Source organism: Niastella sp., from assembly GCF_045805085.1.
GTDB lineage: Bacteria > Bacteroidota > Bacteroidia > Chitinophagales > Chitinophagaceae > Niastella.
Map to the genome: position 1 here is coordinate 1 of NZ_JBJMLX010000155.1, position 21,989 is coordinate 21,989.

General features: G+C 43.4%; 21 protein-coding genes, 1 tRNA gene and 1 riboswitch. Of the genes, 7 read left to right on the top strand and 15 right to left on the bottom strand.

All coding sequences use genetic code 11. From position 1 onward, the window contains the following. The 3 genes from ACJ751_RS07525 to era all read right to left on the bottom strand — a co-directional run. Positions 1–1,639: hypothetical protein (locus ACJ751_RS07525; protein ID WP_407744816.1), on the bottom strand; the 1,639-nt coding region annotated here is incomplete at its 3' end. A gap of 209 nt (positions 1,640–1,848) precedes the next feature. Further along, a complete protein-coding gene (gene der, locus ACJ751_RS07530) occupies positions 1,849–3,165 on the bottom strand; it encodes a ribosome biogenesis GTPase Der (protein ID WP_407744818.1) in 1,317 nt (438 codons plus the stop codon). A gap of 19 nt (positions 3,166–3,184) precedes the next feature. Continuing rightward, complete coding sequence (era, locus tag ACJ751_RS07535; RefSeq protein WP_407744820.1) at positions 3,185–4,054, bottom strand: GTPase Era; 870 nt, start codon at positions 4,052–4,054, stop codon at positions 3,185–3,187. Positions 4,055–4,271: 217 nt separating this feature from the next. Here era and ACJ751_RS07540 point away from each other — a divergent pair. Together ACJ751_RS07540 and ACJ751_RS07545 are read left to right on the top strand one after the other, a co-directional pair. Next, positions 4,272–4,343: transfer RNA gene (locus ACJ751_RS07540), tRNA-Met, on the top strand. Between the two features lie 769 nt (positions 4,344–5,112). Continuing rightward, positions 5,113–5,310: a helix-turn-helix domain-containing protein gene (locus ACJ751_RS07545; protein WP_407744822.1), complete on the top strand. Its 198-nt coding sequence runs from the start codon at positions 5,113–5,115 to the stop codon at positions 5,308–5,310. 12 nt (positions 5,311–5,322) lie between these two features. Here ACJ751_RS07545 and ACJ751_RS07550 read toward each other — a convergent pair whose 3' ends face one another. Further along, entirely contained in the window at positions 5,323–6,048 is a 726-nt protein-coding gene (locus ACJ751_RS07550; protein ID WP_407744823.1) for a head GIN domain-containing protein, read from the bottom strand. 103 nt (positions 6,049–6,151) lie between these two features. Next, a riboswitch (TPP riboswitch) is annotated at positions 6,152–6,257 on the top strand. A gap of 58 nt (positions 6,258–6,315) precedes the next feature. Here ACJ751_RS07550 and ACJ751_RS07555 point away from each other — a divergent pair. Continuing rightward, positions 6,316–8,745 (top strand): TonB-dependent receptor, encoded by a 2,430-nt coding sequence (locus ACJ751_RS07555; RefSeq protein WP_407744825.1) that lies wholly within the window; start codon positions 6,316–6,318, stop codon positions 8,743–8,745. Positions 8,746–8,816: 71 nt separating this feature from the next. Here the strand turns inward: ACJ751_RS07555 and ACJ751_RS07560 are convergent, their stop codons facing one another. The 7 genes from ACJ751_RS07560 to ACJ751_RS07590 all read right to left on the bottom strand — a co-directional run bounded on the left by ACJ751_RS07560 (position 8,817) and on the right by ACJ751_RS07590 (position 13,222). Further along, on the bottom strand, positions 8,817–9,110 hold the full coding sequence (locus tag ACJ751_RS07560) for a type II toxin-antitoxin system RelE/ParE family toxin (RefSeq protein WP_407744826.1): 294 nt from the start codon (positions 9,108–9,110) through the stop codon (positions 8,817–8,819). Further along, the gene (locus ACJ751_RS07565; RefSeq protein WP_407744827.1) at positions 9,100–9,351 is read right to left on the bottom strand and encodes a hypothetical protein; all 252 of its coding nucleotides are present in this window, start codon (positions 9,349–9,351) and stop codon (positions 9,100–9,102) included. Before ACJ751_RS07565 ends, ACJ751_RS07560 begins: the two co-directional genes overlap by 11 nt. A 57-nt stretch (positions 9,352–9,408) precedes the next feature. Beyond that, entirely contained in the window at positions 9,409–10,203 is a 795-nt protein-coding gene (locus tag ACJ751_RS07570) for a PASTA domain-containing protein (RefSeq protein ID WP_407744828.1), read from the bottom strand. A gap of 64 nt (positions 10,204–10,267) precedes the next feature. Beyond that, the gene (locus tag ACJ751_RS07575; protein ID WP_407744830.1) at positions 10,268–10,573 is read right to left on the bottom strand and encodes a rhodanese-like domain-containing protein; all 306 of its coding nucleotides are present in this window, start codon (positions 10,571–10,573) and stop codon (positions 10,268–10,270) included. Between the two features lie 27 nt (positions 10,574–10,600). After that, the gene (locus ACJ751_RS07580; protein WP_407744832.1) at positions 10,601–11,386 is read right to left on the bottom strand and encodes a PASTA domain-containing protein; all 786 of its coding nucleotides are present in this window, start codon (positions 11,384–11,386) and stop codon (positions 10,601–10,603) included. A 214-nt stretch (positions 11,387–11,600) separates the two neighbouring features. Next, entirely contained in the window at positions 11,601–12,593 is a 993-nt protein-coding gene (locus tag ACJ751_RS07585) for a D-alanine--D-alanine ligase (protein WP_407744834.1), read from the bottom strand. 281 nt (positions 12,594–12,874) lie between these two features. Then, on the bottom strand, positions 12,875–13,222 hold the full coding sequence (locus ACJ751_RS07590) for a 4Fe-4S dicluster domain-containing protein (protein ID WP_407744835.1): 348 nt from the start codon (positions 13,220–13,222) through the stop codon (positions 12,875–12,877). Between the two features lie 81 nt (positions 13,223–13,303). On the opposite strand from ACJ751_RS07590, the gene ACJ751_RS07595 reads away from it, so the two are divergent. After that, the gene (locus tag ACJ751_RS07595; protein WP_407744837.1) at positions 13,304–14,302 is read left to right on the top strand and encodes an acyl-CoA reductase; all 999 of its coding nucleotides are present in this window, start codon (positions 13,304–13,306) and stop codon (positions 14,300–14,302) included. 267 nt (positions 14,303–14,569) lie between these two features. Beyond that, entirely contained in the window at positions 14,570–16,072 is a 1,503-nt protein-coding gene (locus ACJ751_RS07600) for a trypsin-like peptidase domain-containing protein (RefSeq protein WP_407744838.1), read from the top strand. 99 nt (positions 16,073–16,171) lie between these two features. Here the strand turns inward: ACJ751_RS07600 and ACJ751_RS07605 are convergent, their stop codons facing one another. Further along, positions 16,172–17,437, bottom strand: coding sequence for an alpha-amylase family glycosyl hydrolase (locus ACJ751_RS07605; protein WP_407744839.1), 1,266 nt, complete (start codon positions 17,435–17,437; stop codon positions 16,172–16,174). Positions 17,438–17,526: 89 nt separating this feature from the next. On the opposite strand from ACJ751_RS07605, the gene ACJ751_RS07610 reads away from it, so the two are divergent. Beyond that, positions 17,527–18,756, top strand: a complete 1,230-nt coding sequence (locus ACJ751_RS07610) for a 4-hydroxy-3-methylbut-2-enyl diphosphate reductase (protein ID WP_407744841.1) — start codon at positions 17,527–17,529, stop codon at positions 18,754–18,756. A 129-nt stretch (positions 18,757–18,885) separates the two neighbouring features. Further along, complete coding sequence (locus ACJ751_RS07615) at positions 18,886–19,179, top strand: hypothetical protein (protein ID WP_407744842.1); 294 nt, start codon at positions 18,886–18,888, stop codon at positions 19,177–19,179. 53 nt (positions 19,180–19,232) lie between these two features. Here ACJ751_RS07615 and accC read toward each other — a convergent pair whose 3' ends face one another. The 3 genes from accC to efp all read right to left on the bottom strand — a co-directional run bounded on the left by accC (position 19,233) and on the right by efp (position 21,923). Next, the gene (gene accC, locus ACJ751_RS07620) at positions 19,233–20,570 is read right to left on the bottom strand and encodes an acetyl-CoA carboxylase biotin carboxylase subunit (protein ID WP_407744844.1); all 1,338 of its coding nucleotides are present in this window, start codon (positions 20,568–20,570) and stop codon (positions 19,233–19,235) included. Between the two features lie 123 nt (positions 20,571–20,693). After that, the gene (accB, locus tag ACJ751_RS07625; RefSeq protein ID WP_407744845.1) at positions 20,694–21,182 is read right to left on the bottom strand and encodes an acetyl-CoA carboxylase biotin carboxyl carrier protein; all 489 of its coding nucleotides are present in this window, start codon (positions 21,180–21,182) and stop codon (positions 20,694–20,696) included. A gap of 174 nt (positions 21,183–21,356) precedes the next feature. Continuing rightward, positions 21,357–21,923 carry an elongation factor P gene (gene efp, locus ACJ751_RS07630; RefSeq protein WP_407744847.1) on the bottom strand — a complete coding sequence of 189 codons (567 nt, stop codon included), beginning with the start codon at positions 21,921–21,923 and terminating at the stop codon, positions 21,357–21,359. Between the last annotated feature and the right edge of the window lie 66 nt (positions 21,924–21,989).

Sequence of the window (21,989 nt, forward strand, 5' to 3'; positions counted from 1 at the left end):
AAGTAATGGCCAGTAACTGTATTCTCGGGCCGCCATTACTGATGGTTGTAACCGTGTTATGCGGCATGGTGTCATCAACCAGGGCAAGCGGGCCATTAGCCTGTACATTGCCACTTAACGCAAAAGAATCAGTTACCGGGCTCCAGGAGGTTATTGTGTTACTTACTATTGAACCACGAAAACCAGCAGTACCGGTAAAAGCGGTATTCCCGTAATTCATCCAAACGTTGTTACTGAGTTTGGCTACCCTTCCGAAAGAAAGATCTGTCCCCATTCCACTACTGATCCCATTAAAAGATAATTCAACGGAGGCGGAAGGCGCTGGACTGGCATCTCCTTTAATAGTCCAATAGCCAGTTGGCGAAAGTTGAACAATGCCGGAACCATAGGTATTACTAATTTGTACAGGATTGCTGTCAAAAAACTCCACATTGAAATTACCGCTGACATTTTTCAATTCCAGCCAGCGCATAATTCTATTCTTTCCAACAGGAAATAAAAACCCGGCGACGCCGGACAGCCCTTCTTTTCTCAGCGGACCATCGATAAAGCTGTTTTCAGAAGTGCTGTCAGCCACCATACTACAGCCAGGCAACAGCCGAAGCAGATCAACAGCCGAGGTGGTTATTTTCCCATTCACCAGGCTTAATTTATAAGGTAATGACCACGGGGATGTAAGCGTGGCGCCTGCTGCATTGTTTATTTTTACAGCAACATTATCTTTTAAAATGCCTTTACAATCTATCTGCTGATTGATGGTGCCGCCTAATACCAATTCAGGCAGAGCCGTTCCTGTTTCACCAATTACCCCTGTGGTAGATTGTACAAGATGCCTGTTAATCACGGTTACCAGCTTACGGGCGGCGTTACCCAGGTTGATGGTTCCACCCTGTTGAATGAGATCACGTTCTATAAAAAGCGTATCGGCTAAGTTTAAGCTAAGCGTTACGCCGGCCCCTACCTGCAGATCGCTTTTTACAGTAATCGTATTGGTGCCAGAAGCGGTGTAGGTAATGGTGCCATTCATTGCGTTGGATAAAAATACCAGTTTGCCATAGGTTCTACCACTCAGTGAAATGGTGTTGGATGCGGAAGGAATGTCAAACTCAAATATCCCTTCTTCCGTACCTGTCGCTTTTGACAGTACCGCTACAACAGGCGCATGGCTGCTGGAACTGTTTTGGATATACCGGCCGCCATTATAAATTTTTAGCGAATCGGCTATTTCAATTGGCGAACCGTTATCGGCGCCGGAGGCATTTTTAAAGATGCCGCCATTCCCGATCGCCATTCCATACACCGCACCGGACATTTTAAATGCTGGCGTAGCTAAATTGGTAACAGGCAGGATCAATTCAATGGTATTGCCTGAACCAGGAGTAATAGTGATCGATCTGATTTGTACGCTGCTATTGCCGCCAGGTAAGGTGACGGTAAAGCTGCCGGTCATCAATGCATTATCTAAAATAACATCATCAGTAATACCCGGGAGAACATCACCGGACCAGTTTCGGGCCGTCATCCATTGGCCGTCTCCGGCTTCGCCATCCCATCGGAGTTGAGAAAAGGAAGGAATATACACAAGCAGTGCAAAAAGAAGCAGTGGTTGCCAATTAAGCAACAGTTTTATACTATTCATACCAGTAAAGTTTATACCACTTTACAGAGCCTTGTAAATCGAAGGTAAAGAATAAATTATTCCATCCAAATAAAAATTATCATTTTTTCGAATATTTGTTAGTGTGATATAAATCTGAACTAACAGGGATACAATTTTGTACTCACTTCGGTAAAGCAAAAGCCCCGACGAGCTACTGCTATCGGGGCTTTTGCTGATGTATCGAAGTATTATTTCTTTCTAAAGAATAAACGTACCGGTACGCCGGTGAAGTTAAAATTCTGGCGTAACTGGTTCTCGAGATAGTTCTTGTAAGGTTGCTTTACATCATCGGGGAAATTACAGAAGAAAGCAAACGACGGCACCTGCGTTGGCAACTGCGTTACATATTTAATGCGAATAGGATTACCCCTGACAACCGGCGGTTGATAAGAAGCAATTGCCTTTAACATGATATCGTTCAACTCAGAAGTTGGCACTTTACGTTGTTTGTTTTCATACACTTCCAGTGCTATTTCTATCGCTTTATGAATACGCACTTTTTCCTGGGCAGAAATGAAGAGGATGGGCACATCGGAGAAAGGCGCGATCCGCTTCTTCAATTCATTTTCATAATCCCGGGCGGTATTGGTTTCTTTCGCCATGGTATCCCATTTATTTACCAGCAGCACAATACCCTTGCCCTTCTTCGACGCCAAATTAAAGATACTCAGGTCCTGTTGCGTAATGCCTTTTTCGGCATCGAGCATCAGCAGACATACATCCGCCTCATCCATGGCTTTAATAGCCCGGATCACGGAATAAAATTCCAGGTCTTCATGCACTTTGGTTTTACGGCGGAGACCCGCAGTATCGATGAGCACAAATTCCTTCTGAAATAAATTATAATGAGTATGAATGGTATCGCGGGTAGTACCGGCAATGTCGCTTACAATAGTACGCTCCTTCCCTATCAGCGCATTCAGCAAGGATGACTTGCCTACATTCGGCTGACCTATGATGGCAAATTTAGGAAGCGCGCCTTCGGCTTCCATGGCAGCCACATCGTCTTCGGTAATTAAATCAGCCACCGCATCGAGCAATTCGCCCGTGCCGCTGCCACTCATGGAAGAAAGGAAAAAGATATTATCGAAGCCTAAGCCATAAAACTCGGTAGCTTCCAGCAGACGTTCGTGATTATCTACTTTATTAACTACCAGGAACACCGGTTTGGCGGTACGACGTAATACATCGGCCATTGATTCATCGAGATCGGTAATACCGGTGGCGGCATCAACCATGAATAACATGGCGTTCGCTTCCTCAACAGCGATCATTACCTGTTTATTGATCTCTTTTTCAAAAGCCTCTTCGCTTTGCGGTACAAAACCACCGGTATCTATAACGTTGAATGATTTACCATTCCACTCGGCCACACCATATTGCCGGTCGCGGGTAACGCCGCTTACATCGTCCACGATTGCTTTACGCTCTTCAAGCAAGCGATTAAAAAAGGTGCTTTTCCCTACGTTGGGCCTTCCAACTATTGCTACTGTAAAACCTGCCATAATGTTGCTCTAAAAATTATTAGTGATAGCCGTATTCTTTTAACATGTACTCATTATCGCGCCACTTTGGCCGCACTTTAACAAACAGTTCCAGAAACACTTTTTGTCCAAGGAACTGTTCAATATCCTTTCTTGCTTCCGTTCCCAATTGTCTGATCATTTTACCACCAACGCCCAGCAAAATGCCTTTTTGCGTTTCCCGGTTCACGATTATATCAGCAGCAATTTTTATGAGTGATGACTTCTCTTTGAACTCATTCACAATAACGGTTGTATGATAAGGTATTTCTTCCTGGTATAAATAAAATATCTTTTCCCGGATCATTTCCGCGCAAAAAAAGCGCGTGGGCAGATCGGTCATTTCATCGCCTTCAAAGAAGGGCGGATTTTCGGGGAGAAATTTCAGGATGGCATCTAACAGTTCTTTCAACCCTGTTTTTTTAAGGGCCGAAATACCTGCCAGTCCTTTGCAATAGGGTTTGGCCCCATACAGTTCGAACACTTCTTTCTTTTTTGCCTCAGACGCTTCATCCAGTTTATTGATCACAATGATGGCGGGCACTTTTAGTCGCAATGCCTCGAAAATGGTATTTACCTCTTCATGGTTTTCGTTCACATCAACCAGCAGCAGGGCCACATCGGTATCTTCCAGTGCCTGCCTTACCGCGTGCATCATTTTTTCCTGAAGTTTGTACTTTGGTTCAATGATGCCGGGAGTATCGGAAAAGATGATCTGGTACTCAGGTTCTGTTAAAATGCCTTTGATGCGATGGCGGGTAGTTTGCACTTTAGGCGACACAATAGCCAGCTTTTCGCCCATCAGAGCGTTGAGCAAAGTGCTTTTGCCCGCGTTGGGGCGTCCGAATATGCTAACAAAACCCGCTTTCATCAATTTTAAAATTCCTGCAAAGGTAAAAGATTAAAATAAGTTTGGTGGCAAACATATATACCTTTATCTTTGCAACCCAATTAACGAAGAAGGGTTGGTGAAGAAAGGGTGGAAATGAAGAGGTTAGGCGTGAAAAAGAGGTTGATTCGGATTAGTTCTTATAAAAAAAGAAAACTTTATATCGTGAATTAAGTAGCGATATTTGAAAATAATACATCGCGAAGTAGAGCAGCGGTAGCTCGTCGGGCTCATAACCCGAAGGTCGGTGGTTCGATCCCACCCTTCGCAACTTAGGAAAGGCTTCTGAAAAGAGGCCTTTTTTTATGCCCCTACTCTATCAATCCATTCAATCAAGAATTGTTATTGAAAAAACAGTTCACTTTATTCTAAAACCAGACTCTGTTTTTCAAAAAGCAGTTCCGGTTTTTAAAATACCCGACTATTCCTTTCATTTACCCAAACGATCCATTATATGACCTGACCATGTCATTAAAAGGAATCTTCTTCTGACTGAAAAAGAGGTTCTACCAGTTCAATGAACAGTTCTTGTTTTTGAGTAAACACTTCTTCTTTTTAAGTAGAAACTTCTTGTATTGAAAATATCGTTCCTCCTTTTTAAAAAGAAACTTTTCCCTTTTAGAAAATATTCTGCCCAAAAACAAAAAACCCGCCCCACAGGGACGGGTCGTCATCGCCTTTCCTTTTTACATCGAACATCATCGGGGGAACAATACTTCCCCAATACCTTTCCGGAATTAAGCGTTATGTGTAGTCTGATGTGCCAGCGTGGAGATAAGGTATCTATCGCAAACAGTATAGCATAGTTGATATTAAATAAATCAACCATTACTAACAACGGTTACCTGTCAATGAAGTTACTATTTTTTTACATTGCTGTACTTTTTTAAGGACATTTATTATAAGACATTTATCTTAGCGCCCCCTATTCAAGGGTTTTAAAATAAGGGAATCCTATCTTAATTGCGTACATGCGAAAAACTAGACCGTCAGCACGGAGGCCCATAGCCCAGGAATTATCAGCTGCCGAAACAGAGAAGATGTTAAACAAAATCGGGAAAGCATTGAAGAATAAACGCCAGGCAAGAACAACACTGGAAAGCTTTTCGTATGAAATCAATATCTCAAGAAGCGCCATGACCCGGTATGAATCCGGTGGGGATATGTATTTAAGCACCTTCCTGAAATTATTGCATGGCCTGGATATAAAACCGGAAGAGTTCTTTAAAGATGTCTAAATAATAAATATGTTAAATCGATAATGTCTTATCCACGTTTCGAACACTACCACCACCAGTAGCTGATTTATATTTGATCACGGGATGTCCCTTGTACTTCACATCACTGCCGCCACTGGCTTCAGCTGCCATTTCTTTGTTAACCGTTAAAGTGGCATCGCTTCCACCACTTACATCTATAATAGCATATTCAGCAACCAGCTCCTCCGCTTTGAAATCACTGCCGCCGTGGGCATCTATTCTTAAATTAACAACACTCCCTTTCATATGAACATCGGAGCCCCCACTTTGATCAACCGTTAAATCAGTCACAGCTACCTGCCCGTTAAAATCACTTCCGCCTGCTAACTCCAGGTTTAATTTATCAAGCTTCAATTCTCCCTGAATAATTATATCACTTCCGCCTGTAGCCCTCAATTTATTAAGCGTCTTTACCGACACATACGCCTTAAACTTCCTGCCTTTCCAGTTAAATCCCCCGCCATTTAAAAATATCCTTAACTCGCCATTTTCAACAACAGTCCGCATTTTGTCGCGTTGAGCTATTTCTGTAGCACTTACTACCAACCCTTCCTCTGTGCTTTGAATAAGATACAGATCGATGCCATCAGACACCCTGATACTCTGAAAGCTGCCTACTTCACGTTTTTCGGCATTGGCATCATATATAATTTTCTCCTGGCTAATAGCCATGATATTGATTAATAATAATATAGGAGTTAAAAGATGCTTTTTCATAGTACTCATATGCTGGTGTGACGGATAACGATACCCAGATGTTACAATATTCTTAAAAAAATAATGTTCGTATCTTTGCAGACTCTTTTAAAAATCAGAGATTTTCAGTTTCCCGGGGTGCTTTCCCGCCAACAGCGGTAAGGCTGAGAACAGACCCGTAGAACCTGATCAGGGTAATGCCTGCGCAGGGAAGGTAGCTCCGTATTTGTCTACACTTCACTTTCGCAGCATTTCTCTTAAATCATTTTTTCAACAAACATGATACAAATGAAAAAAATGCTTTTGGGGATTTGCTACCTGTTATTGACTCATAGTCTTACTGCACAGATCAGCGGTAAAGTAACAGATGCTGCATCCTCAACTCCTATTGCCTCCGCTACAGTAGAATTGAGTAATGGAATGTCAACGCTTACCACCGAAAACGGATCGTTTGAGTTCAGGAAAATTAAACCGGGTAATTATACCCTGCATGTTACTTCAATAGGTTTTCAGGCAGTAAATCAGGCTGTTGCCTCGGGTAATACTCTAGATGTGAAGCTGGAGCGAATGAATCTTTTTTTACAACCGGTTGAAATAAAATCAACCCGCGCCGGCGATAAAGCGCCCTTCACCAAAAACAATCTCTCTAAAAAAGATATTGAAAAACTCAACCTGGGACAGGACCTGCCTTTCATTTTAAATCAAACACCCTCAGTAATAGTAAATTCCGATGCCGGTAATGGCGTTGGTTATACGGCTATTCGCATCAGGGGTAGTGATGCAACCCGGATCAACGTTACGCTCAACGGCATTCCTTATAACGATGCGGAATCGCAGGGCACTTACTTTGTGGACCTGCCCGATTTCACCTCATCTGTAAACAGTATACAGGTGCAACGCGGCGTGGGTACTTCATCGAACGGTGGTGGCGCTTTTGGCGCTACTATTAATTTAAGCACCAACGAAACCAATACGACGCCTTATGCTGAAATAAATAATACCTATGGTTCCTTCAACACCTGGAAACATACGGTTAAAGCTGGTAGTGGATTGATCGACGATCACTTTACGCTCGATGCCCGCATTTCAAAAGTATCGAGCGATGGGTTTATTGACCGGGCCAGCAGTTCGTTGAAGTCGTTTTATTTGTCAGGCGCCTATATAAACAAGAACACTTCTGTTCGCGTGAATGTATTTTCCGGCAATGAAAAAACCTACCAGGCCTGGAATGGTATTCCTGAAGCCAAATTGCGCGGCAGCAAAACTGATCTCGAAAATCATTACAACAATAACGTTGGCTCGTTGTATTTTACGCCACAGGATTCAACTAATTTGTTTTCAGCTGAGCCCAGAAAGTATAATTATTTCACGTACGCCAATCAAACCGATAATTACCAACAGGACCATTACCAGTTGTTCATCAACCATGATCTCAATGGAAGGCTGACGTTCAATACCGCCTTCTGGTTAACGCGTGGCAAGGGTTATTATGAAGAATACAAACCGGTAATTGCCTATAGCGATTATGGGTTGAACGCCCCGGTTGTCGGTGCAGACACGATCAGCGCAACCGACCTGGTTCAGCAACAATGGCTGGATAACTATTTCTACGGACAGGTATTTTCGGTTCAATATAAAAATGATATCAGCCAGCTGATTGTGGGTGGTGGCTGGAACCGCTATGATGGCAAACACTATGGCAATGTGATCTGGTCGCAATTTGGCGGCATTCCCACCAATTATCAATGGTATAATAACGACGCGTATAAAACCGATGTGAACGCTTATGCCAAATACCAGTTACAATTGACCAGTCACCTGCAGGGCTTTGTTGATCTGCAATATCGTCGCGTACTGTATTACATTGGCGGCTTTAAAAATAACCCCGGCTTACTGCTGCATAATACCTGGAATTTCTTCAACCCCAAAGTTGGTCTTGCTTACTCAAAGAACAATTACCAGTTGTACGCTTCGTATTCGCAAGGTAATAAAGAACCTAACCGCGATGATTTTGAAGCGGGCATTAACCAGCAACCAAAACCAGAGAAGCTGCATGATTTTGAACTAGGCGTAGAAAAGAAAACCAGCGAATACAACTGGGGCGCTACGCTTTATTATATGATGTATAAGGATCAGTTGGTATTAACCGGCAAGATCAATAATGTGGGTTCTTATACCCGTACAAACGTTCCTGACAGCTATCGAATGGGTATTGAATTGCAGGGCGCCATGCGTTTCACGCATTGGTTGAATGCGGCGGGTAATATTACGTTCAGTAAAAACCAGATCAGGAACTTTACCGAATATTACGATGACTATGATAATGGCGGTCAAAAAGCCGTTCCGCATGGCAATACCGACATTGCCTTTTCACCTGCGATCATTGCATCGGGCATGTTGAATTTTATTCCCTGCAACAATGTAGAGATCAGTTTGCCGGCAAAATATGCTGGCCGGCAGTACCTCGACAATACTTCCAACAAAAAACGCAGTCTTGACCCGTATTATGTACAGGACGCGCGGATCAGTTATACGCTGCATAAATCCCTGTTTAAAGACATCACCTTCATTGGCCAGGTGAACAATGTTTTCAATAAAAAGTATGAACCCAATGGTTATACCTACAGTTACCAGTATGGCGGTTCAGTAACTACCGAAAACTTTTACTTTCCCATGGCCGGCACCAATTTCATGGTGGGACTGAATGTGAAGTTGTAAGAAATAAAAAGCATATATAAGCAAAGAACCCCTCGCCGTAAACGTCAGGGGTTCTTTACTTATGTTTTAAATTACATCGATCGCTTTTTTGAGGGGTCCTGCCGAATCATAAAGACACTGTAAATAACAATTTTTGAATCTATTACTTCAAATACTACAGTGTAAGGAAATCGCTTCAATCTACCTTGACGAACGGGCTCATCATAATAGGAGTAAGAAAAGGGATTGCGATCTAAACTTTTATAAAAAGCTTCGAGTTCTTCGAGGAATTCCAATCCTAATCCTTCCCTTTGAGCATCATACCAATCATACGCCTCAAAAATTTCTAATTTGGCTAACGGTCTGATCTCAATCTTATAAGGCATTCCTTTTTTCTTTATCTATTGCCATTTGTTTTACTTCTTCCCAGCTATATGATCTACCCTCTCCTTTAAGATACTTTTCACGTTCTTCATGAACAATACTGCGTCTTAATTCTGTCAGATCAGCCTCTTCCTCTTTTAGCAAAACATAATTTCTGGCCACATTCAGTAGTGATTCCTTTTCCACTACTGTTAGTTTTGACCAGTACTGCATAAATTCATTATCTAATGATGGAGCACCCATTTTTAATGGTTTTTACAAATTTACTCCTAAAAAACGCTTTTCCCAAACACCTCAAATCTAATGTCCTTGCGCCGTACTGTCACCGGGAACCGGCTTATCTGTTTGTACCCACAGATCAATAAACTGCCCTTGTTTTATCTTATTTACGTTACCGCTGATGGTTAAACGGGTAGGATCCTGCTTGTATACATATCCATTTGGATCGGCACCTGTAGGTTGAATAGTACCCAACGTTAATCCGTTCGATTCCAGGATAACCTTTGCTTCGTTTAATGTCATTCCAAACAGATCTGGTACTTCCTGGTCTACGGTACCCGTACCACGGCTTATCACCAGTGTAATACCACTACCCATAGGTATTTTGGTGCCTTCTTTTATCGGCTGCTCCTTGTAAAGCTGCTCCAGTACCTGGTCGGTGGCAAAATCATTCTTATAAATAGTGTCTTGCAGTTTCAGTTTCTGCTGTTGCAGCGTGATCTGTGCACTGCGGAAACTTTGCCCTACCAGTTTGGGCATTTCGATATCCGGTGCTGCATCGCGGTTAATGGTCAGATAAACCGTGCGGTTCATCTTTACTTTTGATTCGGCAGTTGGGAATTGCTTTACCACCGATAACAATGCAGCAGTATCATTATACACCGTATCCTGTATCTCTACATCAAACCCCTGCCCTTCCAGGATCTTTTTGGCTTCGTCATACGATTTGCCAGTTACTGATGGAACGGCCAGCGTTTTATCGTGCCGGGTGATCCAGGATAACGACTGTAAAAAAATAAAAAACAAGACAAGCAAAATGCCAATACCCAACAGGATATTTGCCCAAAGCGGTTTTCCGGTAATGAACTTAAACACAGGTGATATTGATTAAAATTTAAAAAATCAGGGATACAGACCTCACTTGCGTCTTGCGTAATGCCTATTGACCAAACTTCGACTGCCATGACAGCATTCCGCCACTCAGGTTCTTGGTATTGGTAAAACCCATTGTCTCCAGTATCATGGCGGCTTGTCCGCTGCGGTTACCGCTGCGGCAGTACACGATCACTTCCTGGTTCTTCAGGTTCTCCAACTCATCTGCCTGCATCATCACCTGTCCCAGGGGAATATGAATGCCACCAATGTTAAACTCTGCCCGTTCATGGGGTTCCCGCACATCTAACAGGTTTAATTGCTCACCTTTGTCAAGACGTTCTTTTACTTCTTCCGGAGTTATGTTTTGCATAATAGCTATTTAAATTATTTATTGTTGTTAAGGTTGTTGAGGTACTTCCGGAACAGTTGCTTTTACCGGTTTATCTCGCTGTAGCCACAGATCTACCGACTGCCCCTGGCGAATACGGTTTATGCGGCCATCGGGCGTGTTGTGTTCCGGGCTTTGGCGGCCAACAAAAGCGCTTGAATCAATGCTGGGGATAACAGTTCCTACATTCAACCCATTCGACTCTAATAACACTTTAGCATCGTTATAAGTTAACCCAACCAGATCAGGTACACTAAAATCTTCATGGCCCAATCCGCTACCCAGTATCAGCGTGATCTTACTTCCCTGCGGGATTTTTGTACCTGCTTTTATGCGCTCGCCATTGTATTGTTGCTCCAGTACCGAGTTCTTGGCAAAATCCATCCGGTAACTTGTATCTCCCAGTTTCAGCAAATACTGGCTCAACGAAATCTCTGCACTGCGAAAGCTCAACCCTTCCAGGTTGGGCATTTCAATAAGCGGTGCTATGGATTTGTTGATGGTAAGATACACCGTACGATTCACTTTTACCACTGCTTCCGCATCGGGAAACTGGCGTAATACCGATAAAGGCTTTGCGGTATCGTTATAAATTGAATCCTGTAACTCTACTTCAAAACCTTTGCTTTCCAGTATTTTCCGGGCTTCTGCATACGATTTACCAGTTACGGCAGGAATGGTAAGGGTTTTATCATGCCTGGTAATCCAGTGAAGCGATTGCAGGAACACAACTATCAACAGTACAATAATGCCTAAAGCTGTCAGTATGTGTACCCAAAGGGGTTTCCCTGTCATGAATTTAAACAAGGTAGTATTTGTTTGTTTATTGTTCGTCAATTGTGAAAAGGCAAAAGGCAGAGGGCAAAAGGCAAAGATGGCTCGCGAGCATGTCGCACCATTATCAACTGTATCAACCTTATCAACCCTATCAACTTCCTACTTTCTTCCTCCTAACCTTCTTCTATCTCGTTAACTCGTCAACTAGTTAACTTATCAACTAGTTAACTTATCAACTCTTCCTCCTCGTCAACGCATCCTCTATCAGTGCTGAATAAAACTCCTTCAACGTCCACCCCATGGCACGTACCTGTTGCGGAACAATGCTTGCTTCGCTTTGCCCGGGTACGGTATTTATTTCAAGCATATACGCAGCCTGTCTGGCTTCGTTGTAGATAAAATCAATCCGTACCACGCCACGGCAATTAAACAGCTCATAGATCTTTTTGGCAGTGCTGCGAACCTTTTCTGCTATCACTTCATCAACCTGGGCTGGGGTAATTTCTTCACTTAAGCCTTGGTACTTCGCTTCATAATCAAAGAAATCTTTTTTCGATTTCACTTCTGTGATCGGCAGGGTAATAATGCCTTTGGTTGATTTAAACACCCCGATGGTGAATTCACGGCCGGCGATAAACTCTTCTACCAGTATCTGATCGTCTTCTTTGAATGCTTTTTCCAAAGCGCCAGCCAGGTCTGCAGCCGCATTCACTTTGCTCATACCAATGCTTGAACCCCCATTATTGGGCTTTACAAACACGGGCAGGCTTAGCTGGCTCAGGATCTGCGCCGGGGTAACCGGACTGTGTTTAAAAATATGTACAGATTTGGCAACATCTATGCCAGCAAAAGCCGCTACGGCTACCGTATATCTTTTATTAAAAGTTAGTGCAGAAGTCGCTGAATCACAGGAGGTATAGGGCAATCCGGTAAGGTCGAAATAGCCCTGTAATTTTCCATCTTCGCCCGGGGTACCATGGATCCCGATCAATACCGCATCAAATGATATTTTTTTACCATCAATGGTCAGGGAGAAGTCCTGGCGGTCAACGGCTATTTTTTCGCCTTTGTCAGACTGGTAGAACCAGCTCTCAGGCGTGATATCTATTTTATAAACGTTGAACTTGTCTGTATCAACATTCTTTTCAATAGTAAGCGCGCTTTTATAGGAAATAACGGCTTCAGTAGAGTACCCACCGGTAACAAAGGCAATATTGGGCTTCATGTAAGGTTGGAAAATTTTTAGCAAATAAACGAAAAAGGGATGGAAGCCCGAAACTACCCAGGCAGGTATTTATGAGGGAAAGCCAGGCAAAAAGCGGCAAGAATGGGAAAAGGAGGATTTTTAACAATAAAAAAGGTGAAGGTCGTTAATCCTTCACCTCAATACGGCGGGAAATATCACCCGCCACTTACAAGTAGCACTAAGGCTACATTACTATTCTAACAGAAAGGTAGGGAAATTATCAGCCAGAATCAAAATTTTATTTGGCTGTCCGCACCTTTTTAGACATGCAGTTTTTCCTTTTTTTGCATTAACTGTTCCACTGTTTCAACATACATTTCATCAGGTACACAACAGTCAACGGGGCAAACTGCTGCACACTGGGGCTCTTCATGAAAACCCTGGCACTCTGTACATTTATTCGGAACGATATAATACGTATCTACACTAATTGGCGCATTCGCAGTATCGGCATCAATTAAAGTTCCATCCAATAATACAAATGATCCTTTTACTGTAGTACCGTCTGCCACTCTCCATTCTACTCCACCTTCATATATCGCATTATTTGGGCACTCGGGTTCGCAGGCGCCGCAGTTAATACATTCTTCGGTGATTTTTATTGCCATAACTTGCTGAATTTTAAACCTGCCTGCTTGCAGGCTCGTGAAATGAATACAACTATTTTTGCACGACAAATATAAGGCGTAATGAATTTACAACAACGATTCGTTTTATTGAACCGGTTAGGTGAATATATTTTACAGGATAACGATAACTGGCAGGCAGCCAAGCTGAAAGCCAGTTTGCAGAACAGCTGGTTCACCCCCGAATTTATTGAAACGGCTACCCGAAATATTGCCCTTGCCTTTTTACAAAACGATAAATTGGCCGCCTGGACCCAACAATACAACCTTCCCACCGAGAACGCCGCGCCCAAAAACGTAGGTATTGTTATGGCCGGTAATATACCACTGGTTGGTTTTCACGATTTTTTATGCGTATTCATTACCGGTCACCGGCAAACCATAAAGCCTTCTTCCAAAGACGAGGTACTCATTAAACACCTGGTACAGCAACTGTACGTGTGGGATGAAACCACCCGTCAGCTGGTGACTTTTTCCGAAATGCTAAAAGGCTGTGATGCTTATATTGCTACCGGCAGCAATAATTCTGCCCGGTATTTTGACTATTACTTCAGCAAATACCCGCATATTATTCGCCGCAACCGCACCTCGGTGGCCCTATTAACCGGGGAAGAAACGCCTGCCGAGCTGGATAAACTGGCCGATGATGTATACCAGTATTTTGGGCTGGGTTGCCGTAATGTGACCAAATTATACGTGCCTGAAAATTATGATTTTCTTCCCCTGATAAATGCCTTCAAAAAATACGACTATCTCGGCGACATGCATAAATACAGGCATAACTACGATTATATGCTGGCTGTTTTGCTGCTTAACAAGCAGTATTACATGAGCAACCAAAGTATTTTACTCACTGAAAGCAAGGAACTGTTCTCCCCCATCAGTCAGCTGAATTATGAGTTCTATAAAAACCCAGCGGAGGTAGAAGCTTCGCTTGCTGAGAATGCCGATGTACAGTGTATAGTTGGAAAAAACCACCTTGCTTTTGGTCAGGCGCAGCAACCATCGCTTACCGATTATGCGGACGGCGTTGATGTCATGAAATTTTTGCGGGAATTGTGAAAAACTGGCAAATCTGCCTGGAAAAATTACATGTAATCATAAGCAATTACCTATAATAATTTTTAACTTTCCATCGGCGGAAGGGAGGTTTCTGGCGTTTCCAGCTTACTTTTAGTAAATTTGAGAAGCGAAGTACGAAGACTTTAGTAAATTAATTGTTAAACCAACTTATCAACACAGGTTTGCATTAATTCCTGACGTTAAATTTGTTGTTGTCAGGCATGTATTTTGAAACAACTATAAAATCTCATAAAATTTATAACGATTATGAAGTGGAAACAAATTCTGGCTATTGTGCTCATTAGCGCCTCCACTACCGGAGTGACCATGTGGGGTGTTAACCATTTTAGCCATGATGGCACGTACGTTTATCAAAAGAGTGGCGATACTGGAAAAATACCGGCAAATTATGCCGGCTTTAACGGAATAAATGGATCAACAGGTCCGGCTGATTTTTCAGCCGCTGCTGAAGCCGCTATTCCTGCTACAGTACACATTAAAACAAAAGCTACCCGTACAGTAAGTAATAACCTGCCCCGGAATAATCCATTTGGTGATCTGTTCCCCGACCTGGATGATTTCTTTGGCAACGGCACCCGCTCTATTCCGCAAATGGCTTCCGGCTCCGGCGCCATTATCAGTGAAGATGGTTACATTGTTACCAATAACCACGTAGTGGACGGTGCAGATGATATTACCGTGATGCTTACCAATAAAAAATCTTTCAAAGCCAAAGTGATCGCCGCTGACCCCAGCAGTGACCTGGCTGTGATAAAGATCGAAGCAAAAGGTTTACCCTTCCTGTTATATGGTAATTCTGATGAAGTAAAGGTTGGTCAGTGGGTACTCGCAGTTGGTTATCCTTTGACACTGGAAACAACCGTAACGGCTGGTATCATAAGTGCTAAAGGCAGAACGCTTGAAATAAACAAACGCCAGAGCGACTCACCGGTTGAATCATTCATTCAAACCGATGCGGCTGTTAACCCCGGTAACAGTGGCGGCCCGCTCATCAGCACTGACGGCAAGCTGGTTGGTATTAACTCAGCCATAGCTTCTCCTACAGGTGCTTATGCCGGTTATTCCTTCACCATCCCGGTTAATATCGTAAAAAAGGTTGTTTCTGACCTTATTAAATTCGGAACCGTACAAAGAGCTTATCTGGGTATTGAATATCCGAGAGATAACATCAGCGATGATGAGAAAAAACAAAACGGTATCAAGGATGATGGTGGTGTGTATGTAATGACCGTTCGTGATGGTGGTGCTGCATTAGCTGCCGGGATCAAAAAAGGCGACGTTATTACCAAGGTCAATAATATGCCTGTTGTAAGTGGCGCCGACCTTATTGGCCAGATCGCTACTTATCGCCCCGGTGACAAGATCACCCTCACCTACCAACGTGGTGGCAAGGAGTATACAACTTCTATTGTCCTGAAAAATAAAACCGGTAGCACTGATGTAGTTAAAACTTCTGTGCTGGATAAATTAGGCGCTGAGTTGGAAACCCTGAACAAGGATGATGCGAAAGAAGCAGGCGTTAAAGGTGGTGTAATGGTGAAATCAATTGGTTCGGGTGGCTTGTTAAGTAAAGTAAGAATTCAGGAAGGTTATGTAATCACTAAAGCCAATGGCAAAGACGTAAATACCGTTGATGACCTGCGCAAGGCGCTGGAAGGTGCTTCTGGCAGTATAAAACTGGAAGGTGTTTATCCTGGTTACGAAGGCGTTTATCCCATCGTGATCAATTTAGATAGTCCGGCAAACTAGTGCTTTTGCACTGACAACTCATAAATACAGAGCCCCCACCAACCTCCCCTCAATGGGAGAAGGTTAGTGGGGGCTTCTTTTTTATTTTAATCAATAATTTTAGCTTGTCAATACAAGATAGTCCCACGCTTTCAACCGGGCGGAAAAACTGCCATTCACAGTAACCGGTTGCTGGGTGAACACATTGGTGAACTTGCCCTGTACCGGAGCGTTTGACAATTGAACGTCTACATCCTGCGCGCTCAAATTCAATATCACTACCAATTCTTTACCTTCATTTTTACGGGTGAACGCCAACACGCGGTCATTATCACTGGTAACCAATATTTCCGGCTTGGCTACTATCTGCAAGGCCGGATGCTGTTTCCGCAATTGTAATAAGGTTTTATAAAAAGTCTGCAGCTCTGGCGTGCCATTCCAGTTCACTTCATCCTTATCAAAAAACGGTAATCTTTTGCGCAGTGGTAATTCCTGGCCGGTATAAATAAGCGGAACACCATTCCAGGTACAACTGAATACAGCTAATGGGGTTGCCATCTCGCCATATTTTTCGTATTCGGTCCCATTCCAGGTATTCTCGTCATGATTGCTGGTGAACAGCATGGGAAAGGTGCCATCAGGCAGATCGTATTGATAGTGGTTCAACACATCTTTTAACTGGCCCAGGTTAATTTCCTGACGGTAATATTTTTGGGTATTCGACATCCAGCGCCAGCCGTAAAAACAATCAAATACCTGTAAATAAGGAACATCCAGCGTTTCGCCCAGCCAGAATAAAGGCTTTATGGCATCCAGCTCCACACGGGCCCTGAACCAGAAATCCAGCGGCACCAGGTGGCACATATCGCAGCGGAAGCCATCTATATCGCATTCCTTTACCCAAAAACGCATGGCGTCTATCATGGCAGTGCGCATCCCATGGTCGTAATAATTCAAATCAATTACATCGTGCCAGTTATTGGTATCGTAGAAATTACCTTCTGCATCCTGCTTGTAGAACTCGGGATTTGATTTTGTCCAGATGTGATCCCAACCTGTATGGTTGGCTACCCAGTCAATAATCACTTTTTGTCCCAGTTCATGGGCTTTTTTTACCAGGCTTTTAAAATCGGCCAGGGTGCCAAATTCCGGATTGATCGCTTTATAATCGGCACAGGCATAATAACTTCCCAAAGTTCCCTGCCGTTTTTCCTTGCTTATTGGGGTAATGGGCATGAACCATAAAACATCTACCCCCATATCTTTTAACCGGGGCAGGTGTTGGGCAAATGCATTAAAGGTGCCTTCGGTTGTATACTGGCGAATATTTACTTCATAAATATTGCTGTTAATGCTCCAAGCTATTGGTGAAAATCGTCGGGTCATCATCATCTCATTCCTGGTTGGTTTAATCAAAATTACGGGCTAATATTTACATCCCTTCTAACAATCAACTTTTGTACCTTCGCCCTGGCATGAAAACTTTTAATGTTCCTATTACCTATCGTAGCCCGCTGATCACGGCCATCAAAAACAGTCGCAAACAGCAGGATAAAATGAAAAAAGATTTTACTCCTACCCTGTTGACACTCGGTCCTTTGCACATTTACCTGGCCCGCCACTTCGGGTTCTGCTACGGGGTAGAAAATGCCATCGAAATTTCTTTCCGCACAATAGAATCAAATCCCGGCAAGCGAATATTTTTATTAAGCGAAATGATCCACAACCCGCAGGTGAACAGAGATCTGCAAAGCCGGGGCGTACAATTTCTGCAGGACAACTACGGCCATCAGCTGATCCCGTTTGAGGAATTAACTGCCGATGATGTGGTGATCATTCCTGCTTTTGGTACAACGCTTGAAATAGAGTCGAAATTGAGCAAACTGGGTATTCCGGTTGAAAAATATAATACGACCTGCCCCTTCGTTGAAAAAGTATGGAACCGCAGCGAGCAGATAGCCCAAAAGGGTTACACCATTGTAATTCATGGTAAACCCAAACACGAAGAAACCAGGGCCACTTTTTCACATGCCGCCAGCAATGCCCCTTCAGTAATTGTGAACGATATGCAGGAAGCGGAAAACCTGGCGAAATATATTACCTTCGAAAAACCGGCGGAGATTTTTTATACAGAATTTGCCAATCGTTTTTCTACCGGGTTTGATGTTACCCAACACCTGCAACGCATTGGGGTGGTGAACCAAACTACCCAATTGGCTACCGATACGCAGGCCATTGCCGAGTTTCTGAAACAAACCATTCAAACCCATTATGGCTTAACGCCGGAAAACATTGAAACCCGTTTTGCCGATACCCGCGACACCTTATGTTACGCCACCAATGACAACCAAACCGCGGTTACCGGTATGCTGCAAACGCCGGCTGATATTGCCATTGTGGTAGGCGGTTATAATTCCAGCAACACTACGCACCTGGCAGAGCTGTGCGAGCAGGAACTGCCCACCTATTTTATTAATTCTGAAGAAAAACTCCTGTCTGCAAAAGACATCCAGCATTATAATTTTCACACAAAAGAAGAATTGCATACAGCTGATTACCTGCCAACCGGCAGTCCCGCCCGTATTTTAATCACCAGCGGCGCTTCCTGTCCCGATGCGGTGGTAGAAAACGTTATTCGCAGGATCGCTTCGTTTTACGGGGTTGAAGACAAGCTGGAAGCGGTAACGAATGAATTTACCTATTAATCGTTCCAACAGGCGCATTCGTCTTTAAAAAAGAATTATCCACCCAATTTAATGACCAGGTAATATACACCTGGTTAAACTCCTGTTATCTGGCGGGGTCTAACCTGTACAGGTTAAAATCGTATGGCCATGAAATGGGTTAGAATTTTATTGTTGGGAGTGTTGATCATAACAGGAGCAGCCGCTTCGGCACAGCAACGCATGGTAAATATCAACGACCGGGACCGGTTGCGTTTGCGCGATCTGAATTTAACGCAAGACCAAAAACGAAGATTGGTACGGCTTGTTCAACGCGAACGTCTGCAACATTATATGAACCAGCAGGAATTGAATGAAATTCTTACGCCCAAACAACGGGAGCAATTGGTGAAGTGGAGAGAAAAGGGTCTAAAAAATAATGATAGTACTGAAGTGAAGAATTGAGTTAATCAGTTGACAAGTTAACTCGTCAACTGATTAACTGGTTAACTTTTCAACTATACCATCTTAAATGACTCTAAGAACTTGGTGTTGAAGTTACCTTTTATAAAGTCTTCGTTCTTCATCAGTTGCTGATGGAACGGAATAGTAGTTTTTACGCCTTCAATTACATACTCGCTCAAGGCGCGGCTCATGGTATTGATGGCTTCTTCGCGGGTACGTGCTACGGCAATGATCTTGGCAATCATAGAATCGTAGTACGGTGGAATTACATAGCCGGCATATACGTGTGAGTCAATGCGGATCCCGTGTCCGCCGGGTTGATGCAGCGTAGTGATCTTGCCCGGACTGGGACGAAAATCGTTATACGGATCTTCGGCATTGATACGGCATTCGATAGCATGCATCTGCGGCTCATAGTTCAAACCGCTGATGGCCTCGCCACCTGCTATTTTTATTTGTTCTTTGATCAGGTCAAAGTTGGTTACTTCTTCTGTTACGCAATGTTCTACCTGGATACGGGTATTCATTTCCATGAAGTAGAAATTGCGATGTTTGTCGACCAGGAACTCAATGGTACCCACACTTTCATAACCAATGGCAGAAGCAGCTTTTATAGCGGCATCCCCCATGCGTTTACGCAGTTCGGGCGTCATGAAAGGGGAAGGTGATTCTTCCACGAGTTTCTGGTGACGGCGTTGTATAGAACAATCTCTTTCGCTGAGGTGACACACTTTACCATAGCGATCGCCGGCAACCTGTATTTCTATGTGGCGTGGTTCTTCCACAAATTTTTCCATGTAAATGCCGTCGTTCTTGAACGAGGCAGCGGCTTCTGTTTTAGCGGTGTTGTAGTTCTTTTCCATTTCCTCTTCATTCCAAACAACACGCATCCCTTTACCACCACCACCAGCAGTCGCTTTCAGGATAATGGGATACCCTACTTCCTTAGCCTGGCTTTTAGCCTCCTCCAGGCTTTCCAGTAATGCTTCGCCACCAGGTACCACGGGTACACCGGCTTTGATCATGGTTTCTTTGGCAGTCATTTTATCGCCCATAGAACGGATCTGATCGGGCGTGGGTCCAATAAATTTTATATTATGCTCGCCGCAGATTTCCGCAAAACGGGCGTTTTCGGCCAAAAATCCATAACCGGGATGAATACCGTCGGCATTGGTGATCTCTGCCGCGGCCATAATGTGCGGAATATTGAGGTAGGAATCGGAGCTGGCAGCCTTTCCAATACAAACAGCTTCATCAGCAAACCGCACGTGCAGGCTGTCTTTGTCGGCGGTGGAATAAACAGCAACCGTTTTGATGCCCATTTCCTTACAGGTACGTATTACCCGAAGGGCAATTTCTCCACGATTGGCAATTAATATTTTCTTGAACATTGAATTTAATTTGAAAATTCGAAAATTAGCAAATTCGAAAATGGAAAACCAAGCCTAATGCGAAAGCCTGCATTCATTTTCACATTTGCACATTTTCATCCCGGTTGAACCGGGACTACATTTTTAAGGTTCTACCAGGAATAACGGTTGGTCATATTCTACCGGCGAAGCATCTTCAACCAATACTTTCACGATACGGCCTTTTACTTCGCTTTCGATCTCATTAAAGAGTTTCATGGCTTCGATAATGCAAACCGCTTTACCGGGAGTAACATCATCACCTATTTCAACAAAGGCAGGTTTGCCGGGGGCTGAACTGCGATAGAAAGTACCGATCATCGGGCTCTTAATAGTGATCAGGTTGTCAGCAACCGCATCTGCAGCTTTTGCTTTATCTGCAGCGGGGGCAGTTGCCTGTGCAGCAGGTTGGGCAGCCGCACCTTGTGGCATAGCAGTCATCATAGGAGTATGTACAGGAGCTGCAATGACATTTTGAACCGGTTCTTCTTTTTGCTTGATGGTTAGTTTAAATCCCTTTTCTTCAATCGTCACTTCCCCAATATTAGATTTGTTGATCATTTTGATCAACTCCTGAATTTGTTTAAAATCCATCTGTTAAAAATTTTAGTTTGTCGTTTAAGTCCTGTATAACAGGCGGCTAAGATAAGGATTACACACTAAATATATCCAAAACCGTTTTTTTATGTTGGCGGCTCGGTGTTACCCAAAAAAAGAGGACAATGGATTTTTGAGTTCCATTGTCCCGGTATAACGTAAGTTTTAGTATTATTCTTTTACTCTTTCAACATATTCCCCGGTCTTCGTATTTATACGAATCAGCTCGCCTTCGTTTACAAACAGCGGTACGTTTACGGTAGCGCCGGTTTCAACAGTGGCTTGCTTCAGGGTACGGGTAGCGGTATCGCCTTTTACCCCTGGTTCGCTATAAGTGACTTTCACTACAATTTTGTCAGGCAGCTCCACACTCATCGGTTGCTCGGTTTCGGTATTGATGAGTACAGAAACTTCTTGTCCGTCTTTCAGGAACTGGGGTGCGTCTACCAGGTTTTCAGCAATGGCTATCTGCTCAAAAGTTTCACTATCCATGAAATTATAACCGGTATCGTCCTTGTACAGGAACTGGTAGGTTTTGCGTTCAACGCGTACCGGGTGAATGCTATCACCGCTGTTCCAGGTTTTTTCAATACTGCGGCTGTTGTCAACGCCTTTCAATTTTGCCCATACCTTGGCAGCAGCCCGGGCAGTTTTATTTTCGCCAAATTCAATCACAGTATATAAACTTCCATCCAACTTGATGATCATGCCGCGGCTGATATCTGAGGTATTTGCCATAAATGATAAAAATTTCAAAAGTCAAAAAACAGGTACCTATATAAAAAGAGGAGGCAAAATTATGGC